Annotated in this window: 14 protein-coding genes; 8 read left to right on the top strand and 6 right to left on the bottom strand. The window is 68.7% G+C overall.

Going from position 1 to position 15,837, the window contains the following annotated elements; genetic code table 11:
- Position 1: 1 nt before the first annotated feature.
- Together MBR110_RS11015 and MBR110_RS11010 are read right to left on the bottom strand one after the other, a co-directional pair.
- Positions 2-247: a DUF1427 family protein gene (locus tag MBR110_RS11015; RefSeq protein WP_181709065.1), complete on the bottom strand. Its 246-nt coding sequence runs from the start codon at positions 245-247 to the stop codon at positions 2-4.
- A 189-nt stretch (positions 248-436) separates the two neighbouring features.
- On the bottom strand, positions 437-832 hold the full coding sequence (locus tag MBR110_RS11010; protein WP_155632397.1) for a hypothetical protein: 396 nt from the start codon (positions 830-832) through the stop codon (positions 437-439).
- Positions 833-964: 132 nt separating this feature from the next.
- On the opposite strand from MBR110_RS11010, the gene MBR110_RS11005 reads away from it, so the two are divergent.
- Both MBR110_RS11005 and MBR110_RS11000 read left to right on the top strand, forming a co-directional pair.
- Positions 965-1,879 (top strand): VOC family protein, encoded by a 915-nt coding sequence (locus tag MBR110_RS11005; RefSeq protein WP_176300215.1) that lies wholly within the window; start codon positions 965-967, stop codon positions 1,877-1,879.
- A complete protein-coding gene (locus MBR110_RS11000) occupies positions 1,876-2,556 on the top strand; it encodes a YoaK family protein (protein ID WP_181709064.1) in 681 nt (226 codons plus the stop codon). Before MBR110_RS11005 ends, MBR110_RS11000 begins: the two co-directional genes overlap by 4 nt.
- Positions 2,557-2,948: 392 nt before the next feature.
- Here MBR110_RS11000 and MBR110_RS10995 read toward each other — a convergent pair whose 3' ends face one another.
- Positions 2,949-4,535 (bottom strand): acid phosphatase, encoded by a 1,587-nt coding sequence (locus MBR110_RS10995; protein ID WP_176153872.1) that lies wholly within the window; start codon positions 4,533-4,535, stop codon positions 2,949-2,951.
- A gap of 218 nt (positions 4,536-4,753) precedes the next feature.
- Between MBR110_RS10995 and MBR110_RS10990 the strand changes: the two genes are divergently transcribed.
- From MBR110_RS10990 to MBR110_RS10980, 3 genes are all read left to right on the top strand, one after another.
- Positions 4,754-6,115, top strand: a complete 1,362-nt coding sequence (locus MBR110_RS10990) for a cytochrome-c peroxidase (protein WP_059669439.1) — start codon at positions 4,754-4,756, stop codon at positions 6,113-6,115.
- Positions 6,116-6,271: 156 nt separating this feature from the next.
- Entirely contained in the window at positions 6,272-6,658 is a 387-nt protein-coding gene (locus MBR110_RS10985; RefSeq protein ID WP_011884411.1) for an RT0821/Lpp0805 family surface protein, read from the top strand.
- 11 nt (positions 6,659-6,669) lie between these two features.
- A complete protein-coding gene (locus MBR110_RS10980) occupies positions 6,670-7,140 on the top strand; it encodes an NUDIX hydrolase (RefSeq protein ID WP_011884413.1) in 471 nt (156 codons plus the stop codon).
- Between the two features lie 135 nt (positions 7,141-7,275).
- Here the strand turns inward: MBR110_RS10980 and MBR110_RS10975 are convergent, their stop codons facing one another.
- Entirely contained in the window at positions 7,276-8,985 is a 1,710-nt protein-coding gene (locus MBR110_RS10975) for a glutamine--tRNA ligase/YqeY domain fusion protein (RefSeq protein WP_011884416.1), read from the bottom strand.
- A 252-nt stretch (positions 8,986-9,237) separates the two neighbouring features.
- On the opposite strand from MBR110_RS10975, the gene MBR110_RS10970 reads away from it, so the two are divergent.
- Together MBR110_RS10970 and MBR110_RS10965 are read left to right on the top strand one after the other, a co-directional pair.
- Complete coding sequence (locus tag MBR110_RS10970; RefSeq protein WP_011884418.1) at positions 9,238-9,447, top strand: ornithine acetyltransferase; 210 nt, start codon at positions 9,238-9,240, stop codon at positions 9,445-9,447.
- Positions 9,448-9,615: 168 nt separating this feature from the next.
- A complete protein-coding gene (locus MBR110_RS10965; protein WP_014722858.1) occupies positions 9,616-10,179 on the top strand; it encodes an RBBP9/YdeN family alpha/beta hydrolase in 564 nt (187 codons plus the stop codon).
- Positions 10,180-10,376: 197 nt separating this feature from the next.
- Here the strand turns inward: MBR110_RS10965 and MBR110_RS10960 are convergent, their stop codons facing one another.
- Entirely contained in the window at positions 10,377-11,597 is a 1,221-nt protein-coding gene (locus tag MBR110_RS10960) for a CaiB/BaiF CoA transferase family protein (RefSeq protein WP_011884420.1), read from the bottom strand.
- 237 nt (positions 11,598-11,834) lie between these two features.
- On the opposite strand from MBR110_RS10960, the gene alaS reads away from it, so the two are divergent.
- Positions 11,835-14,459, top strand: coding sequence for an alanine--tRNA ligase (gene alaS, locus MBR110_RS10955; RefSeq protein ID WP_045579232.1), 2,625 nt, complete (start codon positions 11,835-11,837; stop codon positions 14,457-14,459).
- 396 nt (positions 14,460-14,855) lie between these two features.
- On the opposite strand, the gene MBR110_RS10950 is transcribed toward alaS, so the two are convergent.
- Positions 14,856-15,770, bottom strand: a complete 915-nt coding sequence (locus MBR110_RS10950; RefSeq protein ID WP_011884425.1) for a LysR family transcriptional regulator — start codon at positions 15,768-15,770, stop codon at positions 14,856-14,858.
- Positions 15,771-15,837 lie beyond the last annotated feature (67 nt).

Here is a 15,837-nt window from a genome sequence, read left to right as displayed (position 1 = left end):
GCTATCGGGGTGCGGTGTGGATCACGATGACTTGCGCGCGTTCGTGGTGCGGCAAGGTGCGCTGGCTGCAGGTTGCGTCGCGCCATGCGGCGCTCGGCCGACAACCTGCGGGCATGCGCCGCGCGACGGACGGGAGCCGTTCGCCGGCCAGCAGGCCGGTGAGCGCGAACCGCGGCGGGGCGGGCGAGTTCAATTCGATCGCGCCGTAGAGCACGCCGGCGAGCAGCGAGAAGACAGACGGTTTCATGGAGGCGGGTGTCGTGATCGCCGGGCGGCGGCGCAAGGGCTTCGTCAAAGTTTTGAAAGCGTATCGGGTTTGCGGGAAGAAAAAAAGGGCGGACTGCCGAGACGGACGGCGCGTCCGGCGAGGCCGAGACCGATGGCGAGCGCGGCAAGGATCACGTTCGCGTGTGGGTGCGGATGAGGTCACGCACGGTCACGCCGACGTTCTCGCCCGACGCTGTGTGATGGAAGCGCCGTCGTTCAGACGTCCGCAACTTCGTGCAGATAACGCCGACGTGCTGTTCGATGTCGCCCCGATGCACGAGCCGGCCGCACCGCGCACGGCTATGCCGGATATCACGAGACGACCGGCCGTTTGCCGGGCGAATTCGAAAAAGTGAATCGTCAAAATCCGCTCGACGGGCTCAACCGGTTCCCCGATCATGCGGAAACGCTTTCCGGGCGGACGACGAACCGCAGCGCAGCATGATGCCGCGGCGTGGCCGCGCGGCACCGGACCGCGTACCGGCGCGAGCACGTCGTCGAGCGCGACGGCGAGCTTCGCGACGAACGAGGTCCGCAACCGCGGGCGCTGCTCGCTTCGGTTCACTCGACAATTTTTTCGTGCCTCTCGGTCCGACCGCGGCACGCGTGCCTGCAGCCGCCCCGACGCCCGACGCTGCACACCCACCGCCCGGCGACGGCCCGTTTCGATGACGATGCAACAACAGGAAACTTCGTGATGCAATCCATTCACTCCATGCTGGTCGCCGCGCTGATCGCGGGCGGCCTCGCGCTCGCGCCGGCCGCGTTCGCGAAGCCGCCGGTGCCGCCGGCCGTCACGCCGACGCTTGCCGTCGGTGCGCAGTACGACACCACGCACGTGTACGTCGCGCCCGAGGACTTCGCGCGCTTCACCGACAGCTTCGTCGCGACGTTCGGCGGCAGCAAGTCGAAGCAGGGCGTGTTCCAGGTCACACCGACGCCGAGCCGGACGATGTCGCAGCTCGTGTTCACGCCGGTCGGCACGCTTTCGGTGTTCGGCTTCAAGACGCCGGTGCCCTGGCCGTTCGGCGCCGAGCGCACCGGCTATCTGGTGACCGACATGGACGCGGCGGTGAAGGTCGCGCGCGAGCACGGCGCGGACGTGATCGTCGACACGTTCGCCGATCCGATCGGCCGCGATGCGCTCGTCTCGTGGCCCGGCGGCGTGAACATGCAGCTGTACTGGCACAACCAGGCGCCGCACTACGACGCGCTGCAGAGCGTGCCGGAGAATCGCGTGTACGTGTCGCCGCAAAGCATGCGCAAGTTCGTGCACGACTTCGTGAAGTTCTCGAAAGGCAAGGTGGTGTCCGACGATGCCAACGCGCCCGGCATCGAAATCGGCCGGCCGAACGACACGTATCGGCGCATCCGCATCGAATCGGGTTTCGGCAAGATGACCGTGCTCGTCACCGACGGGCAGTTGCCCTATCCGTTCGGCCGCGAGATGACCGGCTACGCGGTCGCCGATCTCGCCGCGACGCTGCAGAAGGCGCAAGCCGCCGGCGTGACCGTGCTCGTGCCGCCGTTCGCATCGGACGGCCGCGACGCGGCGCTCGTGAAGTTCCCGGGCGGCTACATCGCCGAAATCCACGCGAGCGCGACGCGATGAAGCACGAGGACACGATCCTGGCCGCGGTGGCCGGCTTTGTCGACACGCTGAGCTTCGTCGCGCTGTTCGGGCTGTTCACCGCGCACGTGACCGGCAACTTCGTGCTGATCGGTGCGGGCATCGCGGGCTTCGGCCAGGGCGTCGTGCTCAAGCTCAGCGTGTTTCCGGCGTTCGTGTGCGGCGTGATCGCGGCGAGCCTGATCGCGCGCTCGATGTCCGCGCGGCCCGCGTGGCAGGGCGCGCGCGTGCTGCATACGGTGCAGGCCGTGCTGCTGCTCGGCTTCTGCGCGGCCGGCTGGTGGGCGACGCCCGTCACGCAGCCCGACGCGCTGCCGGCGCTCGTCGCGGGCATCGTCGGCACGTTCGCGATGGGCGTGCAGAACGCGCATGCGCGGGTGATCCCGCGCGCCGCCGGCGTGCCGAATACGGTGATGACCGGCAACGTCACGCAGGCGATCCTCGACGTCGTCGAGCTGTACTCGCGCGGCACGGCCGACGCCGCGCGTGCGACCGCACGCGCGCGCTTCGGCAAGATGCTGCCGGCGATCGTCGCGTTCGCATTCGGCGCGGCGTGCGGCGCGCTCGGGTTCCGCTACGTCGGTTTTCTCGCGCTGCTCGCGCCGGCCGCCGCGCTCGCGGTGCTCGCGCTCGGCGCGGCGCCGCAGGAGCGTGCGTGACGGGGCCGCGCGTGCGCGCTTCGTGATTGGCAGGTTTGCCAGCGCGGCTGGCCGCGCTCGCGTTTCGTTGCGGTAGCGCGCGACGATCGGCGGCCGAACGTCGCGGTGCCGGGTCCGGTCGGGAAGGGCCGGTCGTGTGCCGGAATCCATGTGCAACCGCGTGCTGACTGCACGGCCGTCAGCGCCGCTGACCGACATGCTCGAGGCCGCGCAACGCCGGGCCGGCGACGCTAGCGCGCAGGCACGATGCTCACCACGCTCGTGCCGATTCGAAGCAAGCGCGGTGACGCATGCGCCACGGCGCGGCAGATGAAAAAAGGGCAGCCGCGACGGGCTGCCCTTGGTTCGACCGGCCGGCGTGGTGGCCGGTCCGGTCGTGACGATGCTGCGTGTTACAGGTTCGGCGACAGCGCGAGCGCGTTCGTCAGGTCGCCCATCGGCTGTGCGCCGTTCGCCTTCAGCGCGTCGTCGCGCTGTTGCAGGCCCGCGAGGCGCGGCAGCGAGAAGCGGCGCGTGATGAAGCGCAGGATCGAGCCGGTGTCGTACTGCGTATGGTCGACGAAGCCCTTCTTCGCGAACGGCGACACGATCAGCGCCGGAATGCGCGTGCCCGGGCCCCAGCGGTCGCCGCTCGGCGGTGCGGCGTGATCCCAGAAGCCGCCGTTCTCGTCGTAGGTGACGATCACGACCATGTTCTTCCACTGCGGGCTGGCCTGCAGGTGCGCGATCACGTCGGCGATGTGCTGGTCGCCGGACGTGACGTCCGTGTAGCCCGGGTGCTCGTTCAGGTTGCCTTGCGGCTTGTAGAACGTGACCTGCGGCAGCGTGCCCGCGTCGATCGCCTTGATGAAGTCCGCGCCGTTCGCGCCGCCGTCGAGCAGATGCTGCGCACGGTTCGCGGTGCCCGGCGCCTGGTTCGCGTAGTAGTTGAACGGCTGATGGTGCGGCTGGAAGTTCGGCGTCGACAGATCGGCGCCGTAGATCACGTTCGACGTGCCGTTCTGGCTCGCCTGCAGCGCCTGGCCCCACGCGCCCGAATACCATGCCCACGACACGCCCGCGCCGGTCATCAGGTCGCCGATGTTGGTCGTCGTCTGCGGCGGCATCGTCGACGGGTTCGCCGGGTCGGCGAGCAGCGGATCGCCGCCGGTGGCAGCCTTGTTGCCGCTCGGCTGGTAGGCCGGCTGCATCGTGTTCACGCCGTAGAAGTCGGGCGTGAGCGCGCCGTCGTTGACGAACTTCGGCGGGCCGCTCAGCGCGGAGGCCGGCGAGTTCGACGCGACCTGCAGCGACTTGCCGTCGGCGTTGAGCACCGCGATCTTGCCGGCCGCGACGCTCTTGTCGGCGTTCGGGTAGTACGGTGCGCACGCGCAGACCAGGTACTGGTGGTTCAGGAACGAACCGCCGAACGCGCCCATGAAGAAGTTGTCGGCCAGCACGTACTGCTGCGCGAGCTTCCACAGCGGCAGCTTCGACGGATCGGGCGTGTAGTGGCCCATCGTCAGGCCGCCCGCATCGGTCCAGGCGGCGTACATGTCGTTCTTGCCGCCGTCGATCTGCATCTGGTCCTGATAGAAGCGGTGCACGATGTCGCGCGTCGCGATGCTCATCGGCTGGTTGAAGCCCTTCGGATCGTCGATCGCGAACGGCGCGTTCGGCAGGTTCGCCGTCATCGCCTCGGTGACCGCCGGCGTGATGCCCGTCGCGGTCAGGCCGCCCCAGACCTTCGGCAGCGTCGCGAGCGTCGAGCCGTCGCGGTCCTTCTGCACCGAGTTCGCGGCCGTCGCGTTCTGCAGGCCGTTCGCGCCCGGGAAGTTGCCGTACAGGTTGTCGAAGCTGCGGTTTTCCGCGTAGATCACGACGACGTTCTTGACGGCCGACAGACCCTGTTGCGTGACATCGTCGCCGCCGCAGGCGGTCAGGCTCAGCGCGGCCGCGAGCGCGATCGGCGTACAGCGAATCCAGGCGTGCTTCTTCATGCGTTTTTCTCTCTCGTCGTTTGTCACGTGTGGGAACCGGGTGGTGTTCGGCCGGCGCGGACGCGGCGTGGCATCGACCGGCTGCGCGCATTATCTGGAACCCATTTGACAGGCTGGTGTAGGGCTGCTTTCAATTCGCTGTCGGCTTACCGTCATGCGACCGTCATGCAACTGACATAAGCTCCGGCCGATCGACCACCGCTACAAGAAGAACGACGATGCACAGCCTTCCGAACTCCCGCGCGTCAGCGCGATCGTTGCTGCCGGCCATGGCGGCGCTGCTCGCGGCCGGCGCGCTCGCCGCCCTGGCCGGGTGCGACGCGCGGCCCGCCGCGACTGCCGCGGCCACAGCGGTCATTTCCGCCGCCCAGGCCGCGCCGGCCGCGCCGACGCTCGCACCGGCGGTCGCGCCGCCCAATCAGCCGCAGAGCCGCGCGCAGGTGTTCGAGGGCGTGAAGCAGATGACGGCGCTCGGCAAGCAGCTGTTCTTCGATCCGTCGCTGTCGGGCTCGGGCAAGCTCGCGTGCGCGTCGTGCCACAGCCCCGACCATGCGTTCGGGCCGCCGAACGCGCTGTCGGTGCAGCTCGGCGGCGACGACATGCATCGCACCGGTTTTCGCGCGGCGCCGTCGCTGAAGTACCTGCGCGGGATCCCGCCGTTCAGCGAGCACTTCCACGATTCGCCGGACGAAGGCGACGAGAGCATCGACGCGGGGCCCACGGGCGGCCTGACGTGGGACGGCCGCGTCGATACGCGCGACGCGCAGGCGCGCATCCCGCTCACGTCGCCGTTCGAGATGAGCAGCTCGCCCAAGCGCGTCGCGCAGGCCGTGCGCGCGGCGCCGTATGCGGACGCGTTCCGCCGCGCGTTCGGCGACCCGGTGCTCGCCGACGATCAGGCGACCTTCGCCGCGGTGCTGCGCGCGCTCGACGCGTTCCAGCAGCAGCCGGCGCTGTTCGATCCGTACACGAGCAAGTACGACGCGTATCTCGCCGGCCGTGCGAAGCTCACGCCGGCCGAACTGCACGGCTTGCAGCTGTTCAACGACGAGCGCAAGGGCAACTGCGCGAGCTGTCACGTGAGCCAGCGCACGCTCGAAGGCGGCCCGCCGCAATTCAGCGATTTCGGGCTGATCGCGATCGCGGTGCCGCGCAACCGCGCGCTGGCCGTCAATCGCGACGCGCGCTTCCACGATCTCGGCGCGTGCGGGCCGCAGCGCACCGACCTGAAGGGCCGCGACGAATTCTGCGGGCTGTTCCGCACGCCGTCGCTGCGCAACGTGGCGTTGCGCAAGACCTTCTTCCACAACGGCGTGTACCACTCGCTCGACGACGTGCTGCGCTTCTACGCCGAGCGCGACATCCATCCGGAGAAGTTCTATCCGGTCGTGCACGGCAAGGTGCAGATCTACGACGACCTGCCGAAACGCTACTGGCCGAACATCAATCGCGAGCCGCCGTTCGACCGCAAGCGCGGCGACGCGCCCGCGCTGAACGCCGCCGAGATCAAGGATGTGATCGCGTTCCTGAACACGCTGACCGACGGATATCAACCCGTGGCCGATCACGCGGCGCGCTGAGCGCAGCGCACGCGGCACGCATGCTATGCTCGCTCGCTGACAGGCGTGGCGAGTGGCGCGTGCCGGTTCGGCGGCCGCCGGTTTGCCGGCTGGCCAGCCGCCGGCGCACCGGCCGCGCGCCGCGCCGTTCGATCGAACATCCAAGGAGAACAACACATGTCGATGCGTGCATCCCTTTCCGTCGTCACGCGCGTGCTGGCCGGCGTCGCGTGCGCAGCCGCGCTGCTGCCCGCCCATGCGCAAAGCAACCTGGGCTTTCTGAACGACACGCCGCTGACCTATTTCAGCAACGCCGACCAGGAGTCGCTGGCCGACGCCGTCGCGCACGCGCGCGACACCAGCAAGGACGGCCAGACGTCGACGTGGCGGAGCAGCAGCAGCGGCACGCAGATCGTGGCGAAGCTCACGCCGTCGACGAGCCACAGCGACGGCCGCACGTGCCGCGAGGTCGTGACGGAGATTGCCGCGAAGGGCCAGACGCTGACGCTCAAGCCGTTCTACTGCAAGACGGCCGCGGGCGCGTGGCAGTTGCAGAAGCGCTGAGCGCACGCGCAATGACGCGCGGCGGCGCGACGCGCACGGTGTCGTGCGGCGTCGTGATCCTCGATACGGCGGGCCGCGTGTTCCTTGCGCATGCGACGGACACCACGCACTGGGACATCCCGAAAGGGCAGGGCGAGCCCGGCGAGACGCCGGCCGATGCGGCGCTGCGTGAGCTGCGCGAGGAAACCGGCGTCGAACTGGCGGCGGCGCGGCTCGTCGATCTCGGCCGCTTCGCCTATCGCCACGACAAGGATCTGCATCTGTTCGCGGTGCAGGTCGCGGACGACGAGATCGATCCCGCGCGCTGCACGTGCACGTCGCTGTTCCCGAGCCGTCGCGACGGCTCGCTGATTCCCGAGATGGACGCGTACCGGTGGACCGCGCCCGACGAAATCGACGCGTATGCGAGCCGTAGCCTCGCGCGGCTGTTTCACACGGCGTTGCCGCTCGCGGATGTGCAGCGCCGGCTCGCGGGCGGGTGACCCCGGCGGCGCGGCCTTGTGTGCAGGCAATGAAAAAACGGCCCGAAGGCCGTTTTTTTTTCGATCGTGCGACATGCGTCGCGGCGATCGCGCGATGTGCGCCGCAGGCCACCGGCCCGCGCGCGCAATGGCCCGTCAGGCCGGCTTGCCCCAGCTGTCGCGCAGCCCGACGATGCGGTTGAACACCGGCTTGCCCGGCTTCGAGTCGATGCGATCGGCGACGAAATAGCCGTGGCGCTCGAACTGCAGGCGCGTTTCCGGCGCGACGTCGCCGGCGCCCGGTTCGACGTAGGCCTGCGTGACCTTCTTCGAATTCGGGTTGAGCGCGTCGAGGAAGTTCGCGCCGCCTGCGTCCGGGTGCGGCTCCTTGAACAACCGGTCGTAGATCCGCACTTCGGCCGGCTGTGCGTGCTTCGCGCTGACCCAGTGGATGTTGCCCTTGACCTTGTAGTTGTTCGCGCCGTCGGTGCCCGACTTGCTGTCCGGGAAGTAGTTGCAGTGCACGGCCGTCACGTTGCCGTCGGCGTCCTTGTCGAAACCCGTGCATTCGACCACGTAGCCGTAGCGCAGGCGCACCTTGTTGCCCGGGAACAGCCGGAAATAGCCCTTCGGCGGAGCTTCGGCGAAGTCGTCACGCTCGATCCACAGCTCGCGCGAGATCGGGAACGTGCGCACGCCGCGATCCGGATGATGCGGATGCACGGGCGCCGTGCAGGCTTCCTCGAGGTCTTCCGGATAGTTGTCGATCACGAGCTTCAGCGGATCGAGCACGCCGACCGTACGCGCCGCCTTGTCGTCGAGGTCGTCGCGCAGCGCGCCTTCGAACACGCTCATGTCGATCCACGAGTCGACCTTCGTCACGCCGATCCGCTCGCAGAACAGCTGGATGCTCTCCGGCGTGAAGCCGCGCCGGCGAATCCCGACGATGGTCGGCATGCGCGGGTCGTCCCAGCCTTCGACGTGGCCTTCGGTCACCAGTTGCAGCAGCTTGCGCTTGCTGGTGATCGCGTACGTGAGGTTCAGCCGCGAGAATTCGATCTGTTGCGGCAGCGGCCGCGTGAACACGCCGGCTTCGGCGAGCTCGTTGAGCACCCAGTCGTACAGCGGACGGTGATCCTCGAATTCGAGCGTGCACAGCGAATGCGTGATGCCTTCGAGCGCATCCGAGATGCAGTGCGTGTAGTCGTACATCGGATACACGCACCATGCGTCGCCGGTGCGATAGTGGTGCGCGTAGCGGATCCGGTAGATCACCGGGTCGCGCATGTTCATGTTCGGCGACGCCATGTCGATCTTCGCGCGCAGCACGTGCTCGCCTTCCTTGAACTCGCCGGCCTTCATCCGGCGGAACAGGTCGAGGTTTTCCTCGGGCGAACGGTCGCGATACGGCGACGGCTTGCCGCCTTCGGTCAGCGAGCCGCGGTTCGCGCGCATTTCGTCCGCGCTCTGGCTGTCGACGTACGCCTTGCCGCGCTGGATCAGCAGCTCGGCGAACTCGTAGAGCTTGTCGTAGTAGTCGCTCGCGAAATACTGATGATCGACCGCGTCCTTGCGCCAGTCGAAGCCGAGCCAGCGCACCGCGTCGACGATCGAGTCGACGTATTCGACGCTTTCCTTTTCCGGGTTCGTGTCGTCGAAGCGCAGGTGGCACACGCCGCCGTAGTCGCGTGCGACGCTGAAGTTCAGGCAGATGCTCTTCGCATGGCCGATGTGCAGATAGCCGTTCGGCTCGGGCGGGAAGCGCGTCTCGACGCGGCCGCCCCATTTGCCGGTGCGGTTGTCGTCGTCGATGATGTTGCGGATGAAATTGGAAGCCGCGGGGGCGTCGTTACGTTCGGTGCTCATGCGGTTGGCGTCAGGTTGTGTCGGCGCGTCGCGCCGGTTTAATCCTGCAATTCTACCTGACCGGGGTCCGTCCCGCGCGGGTTGCGGCGCCGCTCGCGCCGGGGCGCGCCGCGCAACGCAGTATCTCGATAGTGTGTCGGCTGTAACACGAGGTAAATCGGTTTGCCGCGTGTGTTCGGCTGTTTCTATGATGGCTTTACCGATTCGACGCCGCCATTCGTATTATTTGCCGGCGAAAGGAAGCCAACAATCATGATGAAGCAGACCACTTTTCTCGTTCGTACCGCCGTGATCGTCGCGGCCCTGTCCCAACTCGGCGCATGCGCGATGACGCACACGCAGCGCAACGCCGGCATCGGCGCGGCCGCGGGCGGCGCGCTCGGTTATCTCATTACCGGCGGCCCGATCGGCACGGTCGCAGGCGCGGCGGCCGGCGGCCTGGTCGGCGCCGGCGTGCGTTGAGCGAAGCCGGCGCATGAGCGCCGGCCGCTCGTGACGGCGCGCGCGGCACGCGACGCACCGGTTTCCCGCGTATCCATTCCGCAATTCGACAGGCAGCAATCAGGGAGGAGCGGATGTGCGACACTTCGTCGGCCTCACATAACGATTTCATTCGTCGACGAAACCTTCATGAGCGATTCACTCGTGTTCGTGCTGCCGGGCTACGCCAACTCCGGCCCGCTGCATTGGCAAAGCCGCTGGGAGCGGGCCGACGCGCGCTTCGTGCGCGTGGCGATGCCCGATTGGAACCACGCATTCCGTAACGGCTGGTGTCTCGCGCTCGACCGCGCGATCGACGCCGCGCGCGGCCCGGTGACGATTGCCGCGCACAGCCTCGGCACGTTGACCACGGCCTGGTGGGCCACCCGCTATGCGCGGCCAGCCGCGTTGGCGAAGGTGCGCGGCGCGCTGCTGGTCGCGTTGCCCGATCCGGCCGGGCCCGCATTTCCGGCCGACGCGCACGGCTTCGGGCCGGTGCCGCACGAACGGCTGCCGTTTCCGACCCGCGTGGTCGCGAGCAGCGACGATCCGTACGGCTCGATTTCATTCGCACGCGGTTGTGCGCAGGCGTGGGGCAGTGTGTTCCACGATCTCGGCCCGCGTGGTCATATCAATGCGGACAGCGGGCTCGGCGACTGGCCTGACGGGCGCCGCTGGCTCGACGCGCTGGGCGGTGGGGCGGAACGCGGCTGACGCGTGCGTGCCGAGTGCCGAGTGCCGGCCGTCGCGCCGGCCGGGCGCGAACTGCGGATCATCGGCTGGGGGGCACTACGCGCCGCTCACGCCGCAACGGATTAGCTGGCGCTCGCCATGCGGCACACGTTGCGCCGCACCGATCGGCTCCCGCACGCCGCTGACACCGCGAGCGCCGCACCGCGTCCGCGACATACTCAGATCGCCTGCTTCGCGCGCAACGCCGCGATGCGCGAGTCGTCGTAGCCGAGCATGTCGCGCAGCACGTCTTCGGTCTGCGCGCCGAGCAGCGGCGGGGCCGTACGCGCGTCGGGCGGCGTCGCGCTCATCCGGATCGGATTGCGCACCAGCTTCACGTCGGCGCCGCACGGGTGCGGCAGCGACACCTGCATCCCGCGCGCGACCACCTGCTCGTTGGCGAACACTTCGTCGAGTTCGTTGATCGGCCCGCACGGCACGCCGGCCGCTTCGAGCGCGGCGATCCAGTCGGTCTTGCCGCGCGTCTTCACCATCTCCGCGAGGATCGGCACCAGCGTGTCGCGATGGCGCACGCGCGACGGGTTGGTCGCGAACCGCTCGTCGAGCGCGAGCTCCGGCCGGCCGCCGGCCTCGACGAACTTGCGGAACTGCCCGTCGTTGCCGACCGCGACGATGATCCAGCCGTCGCTCGTCTGGAACGTCTGGTACGGCACGATGTTCGGATGCGCATTGCCCCAGCGCACCGGCGGCTTGCCGCTCGCGAGGAAGTTGGTGTTCATGTTCGCGAGCAGCGCGACCTGCACGTCGAGCAGCGCCATGTCGATGTGCTGGCCTTCGCCCGTGCGGTCGCGGTGCGCGAGCGCGGCGAGCACCGCGATCGTCGCATAGAGGCCGGTGGCGAGATCGGCGATCGCGACGCCGGCCTTCTGCGGGCCGCCGCCCGGCTCGCTGTCGCGCTCGCCGGTGATGCTCATGAAGCCGCCGATCCCCTGCACGATGAAGTCGTAGCCCGCGCGATGCGCGTACGGGCCCGTCTGGCCGAAGCCGGTGACCGAGCAGTAGACCAGGTCGGGCTTCACCGCGCGCAGCGATTCGTAGTCGAGCCCGTACTTCTTCAACTGCCCGACCTTGTAGTTCTCCAGCACGACGTCGCTTTGCGCGGCGAGCTCGCGCACGATCTGCTGGCCTTCCGGCGTCGCGATGTCGACCGTCACCGAGCGCTTGTTGCGGTTCGCCGCGAGATAGTACGCGGCCTCGGCGGTGTCGGCGCCGTTCGCGTCCTTCAGGTACGGCGGCCCCCAGTGGCGCGTGTCGTCGCCGGCGCCGGGGCGCTCGACCTTGATCACGTCCGCACCGAAGTCGGCAAGCGTCTGCGCGCACCACGGGCCCGCGAGCACGCGGGTGAGGTCCAGCACGCGGATATGGCTCAGGGCACCCATCGTCGATTCGTCTCCTGTCATGGCTCGCCGCGGCCGGCGAAGGATTGGCATGCCGAGCATCTTAAGGCGAATCGTCCCGGCCGGTGGCCCATTCCGGTCGTCCGGCGAGGCGGGCCGCTGCCGTCTGCGGCCGCCGGTCTCTATCGTATAATCGACCGTTTACGATATTCGCCCGCCGTGCGTCCGCGAGGACGGCCGGCGCTTGAAGCCGTCTTAGCCAGACATTCCCCGCACGCCATGAAAGCTGCCGAAATCCGCGAGAAATTCCTCAAATTCTTCGAATCGAAGGGCCATACGATCGTCCGCTCGTCGAGCCTCGTGCCCGGTAACGACCCCACGCTGATGTTCACCAACTCGGGCATGGTCCAGTTCAAGGACGTGTTCCTCGGCACCGATCAGCGCCCGTACACGCGCGCGACCACCGCGCAGCGCAGCGTGCGCGCCGGCGGCAAGCACAACGACCTCGAGAACGTCGGCTACACGGCGCGCCACCACACGTTCTTCGAGATGCTCGGCAACTTCTCGTTCGGCGACTACTTCAAGCACGACGCGATCCGCTTCGCGTGGGAGCTGCTGACGACCGTCTACCAGCTGCCGAAGGACAAGCTGTGGGTGACCGTCTATCAGGAAGACGACGAGGCGTACGACATCTGGGCGAAGGAAGTCGGCGTGCCGGCCGAGCGCATCATCCGCATCGGCGACAACAAGGGCGCGCGTTACGCGTCGGACAACTTCTGGACGATGGGCGACACCGGCCCGTGCGGCCCGTGCACCGAGATCTTCTACGACCACGGCCCGGACGTCTGGGGCGGCCCGCCGGGATCGCCCGAGGAAGACGGCGACCGCTACATCGAGATCTGGAACCTCGTGTTCATGCAGTTCAACCGCGACGCGCAGGGCAACATGACGCGCCTGCCGAAGCAGTCGGTCGACACCGGCATGGGCCTCGAGCGCCTCGCCGCGGTGCTGCAGCACGTGCACAGCAACTATGAAATCGACCTGTTCCAGAACCTGATCAAGGCCGCCGCGCGCGTGACCGAGACCGCCGATCTGAACAACAACTCGCTGAAGGTGATCGCCGATCACATCCGCGCGTGCTCGTTCCTGATCGTCGACGGCGTGATCCCCGGCAACGAAGGCCGCGGCTACGTGCTGCGCCGGATCGTGCGCCGCGCGATCCGCCACGGCTACAAGCTCGGCCGCAAGGGCGCGTTCTTCCACAAGCTGGTGGCCGATCTGGTCGCCGAGATGGGCGCCGCGTATCCGGAGCTCAAGGAAGCCGAGCAGCGCGTGACCGACGTGCTGCGCCAGGAAGAGGAGCGCTTCTTCGAAACGATCGAGCACGGGATGTCGATCCTCGAGGCGGCGCTCGCCGACGTCGAGGCGAAGGGCGGCAAGGTGCTCGACGGCGAACTCGCGTTCAAGCTGCACGACACCTACGGCTTCCCGCTCGATTTGACCGCCGACGTGTGCCGCGAGCGCGGCATGACGGTCGACGAGCCGGCGTTCGACGACGCGATGGCGCGTCAGCGCGAGCAGGCGCGCGCGGCCGGCAAGTTCAAGGCCACGCAGGGCCTCGAATACACGGGCGCGAAGACGACCTTCCACGGCTACGAGGAAATCGCGTTCGACGACGCGAAGGTCGTCGCGCTGTACGTCGAAGGGTCGTCGGTCGGCGAAGTGAAGGCCGGCCAGGATGCGGTCGTCGTGCTCGACCACACGCCGTTCTACGCGGAATCGGGCGGCCAGGTCGGCGACCAGGGCGTGCTCGCGAACGCCGCGACGCGCTTCGCGGTGGCCGACACGCTGAAGGTGCAGGCCGACGTGATCGGCCACCACGGCACGCTCGAGCAGGGCACGCTGAAGGTCGGCGACGTGCTGCGCGCGGAGATCGACGCGCAGCGCCGCGCCCGCACGCAGCGCAACCACTCGGCGACCCACCTGATGCACAAGGCGCTGCGCGAAGTGCTCGGCGCGCACGTGCAGCAGAAGGGTTCGCTCGTCGATGCGGACAAGACCCGCTTCGACTTCGCGCACAACGCGCCGCTGACCGACGACGAAATCCGTCGCGTCGAGCAGATCGTCAACGACGAAATCCTGGCCAACGCGCCGGGCATCGTGCGCGTAATGCCGTACGACGAAGCGGTGAAGGGCGGCGCGATGGCGCTGTTCGGCGAGAAGTACGGCGACGAAGTGCGCGTGCTCGACCTCGGCTTCTCGCGCGAGCTGTGCGGCGGCACGCACGTGCAGCGCACCGGCGACATCGGGCTGTTCAAGATCGTCGTCGAAGGCGGCGTCGCGGCCGGCATCCGCCGCGTCGAGGCGATCACCGGCGACAACGCGGTGCGCTACGTGCAGGAACTCGACGCGCGCGTGAACGAAGCCGCGGCCGCGCTGAAGGCGCAGCCGTCGGAGCTCACGCAGCGCATCGCGCAGGTGCAGGAGCAGGTGAAGTCGCTCGAGAAGGAGCTCGGCGCGCTGAAGTCGAAGCTCGCGTCGAGCCAGGGCGACGAGCTCGCGCAGCAGGCCGTCGAAGTGGGCGGCGTGTTCGTGCTGGCGGCGACGCTCGACGGCGCGGACGCGAAGACGCTGCGCGAGACGGTCGACAAGCTCAAGGGCAAGCTGAAGAGCGCGGCGATCGTGCTGGCGGCCGTCGAAGGCGGCAAGGTCAGCCTGATCGCGGGCGTCACGCCCGAGGCGAGCAAGAAGGTCAAGGCCGGCGAGCTCGTGAACTTCGTCGCGCAGCAGGTCGGCGGCAAGGGCGGCGGCCGCCCCGACATGGCGCAGGCGGGCGGCACGGAACCGGCGAACCTGCCGGGCGCGCTCGCGGGCGTGAAGGGCTGGATCGAAGCGCGTCTTTGATCGCTTGATCGTTGCCGACGGCGCGATGCGGTCTCGCTGACCGCGTCGCGCGTCTTGGGGAAAGCGACCCGTTCGGCGTTGGCCGGACGGGTCGCTTTGTTTTTTGCGGTGGGGTGGGGGCGGTGAGGTGGGGTTCGGCTGGGCGGCGGCCGGTTGGGTTTGGCTAGGCCCGGTAGGGCTCGGTGAGGCCCGGTTCGATTCGGCCCGGCGCGATTCGGTTCGGCTCGGTTCGGTTCGGCTCGCCCCGGCGCGGTTCGGCTCAATCCGATCAGGTCCGGTGGTTCGGCTCGTGCCGGCTCGATTCGATTCCGTCCGGCCGGCTCTGCTCGACTCGACTTGATTCGATTCGGCCAAGCCCAGCCTAGGCCTGCGAAGGCCGCCCGCCGCGTCCCCGCCTCAGACCGGCACAGCCACCGCCGCGACCCCCGCATCGACCGGCCGCCGCGCGCCCTCCGCGAGCGCATCGCGCAGCGCGGCCAGCGCGGCCGACGCGTACCCGTGCCGCCATGCGAGCAGCGTGTCGATGCCTTCGAATTCGACGATCGTATGGGCCGCGACGTTGTCGGTATGCGGCTGCAGCTCGAGCACCGAGCGCGGTGCGACCGCGACGCCCGCGCCGGCCGCGACGCACGCGACGATCGCATGATACGACCCGAGCTCGAGCACGCGCGCCGGCTTCATTCCCTGCGCCGCATACCATTGCTCGACGTATTTCCGGTACGTGCAGCCGCGCTCGAACGCGACCAGCGTCGGCAGCATCACGTCGCGCGGCGTGCGCACCGGCGGATGGCCGCGCGGCGTCAGCAGCACGAGGTCCTCGCGATAGATCGGCACCGTCTCGAACGTGTCTGGCAGCGTGTCCGGCGCCGGTGGCCGCGCGAACAGCGCGGCGTCGATCTCGAAGTCGCGCACCTTGTCGATCAGCCAGCCGCTCGTGCCGGTGACGAGCTCCAGCGACACGGCCGGCCACGCATGGTGGTAGCGCGCCAGCACGGCCGGCAGCCGGCTCGCGGCCGTGCTCTCCATCGTGCCGAGCCGCAGCCGCCCGCGCGGCGTATCTTCGCGCACCGCGTCGCGCGCCTCGTCGGCCAGCGCGAGCAGTCGCTCCGCGTACGGCAGCAGCGTGTGGCCGGCCGGCGTCAGCACGAGCCGGCGGCCGTCGCGCACGAACAGCGCAGCGCCCAGCTCCTCCTCGAGCTGCTTGATGCGCGTCGTCACGTTCGACTGCACGCGATTGAGCTTCGCCGCCGCACGCGTCACGCCGTTCTCGCGCACGACGGCGCGGAAAATCGCCAGCGCGGCCAGGTCCATGGTTCTCTCCGGGAGATAGGTGGATTCTCGATTATTCATTTTTCGAGAAGGGTCGGTCAAGCTACGA

The organism is Burkholderia sp. MBR-1, assembly GCF_013822785.1.
GTDB lineage: Bacteria > Pseudomonadota > Gammaproteobacteria > Burkholderiales > Burkholderiaceae > Burkholderia > Burkholderia vietnamiensis.
This window is presented reverse-complemented; position numbering and strand designations above follow the sequence as displayed.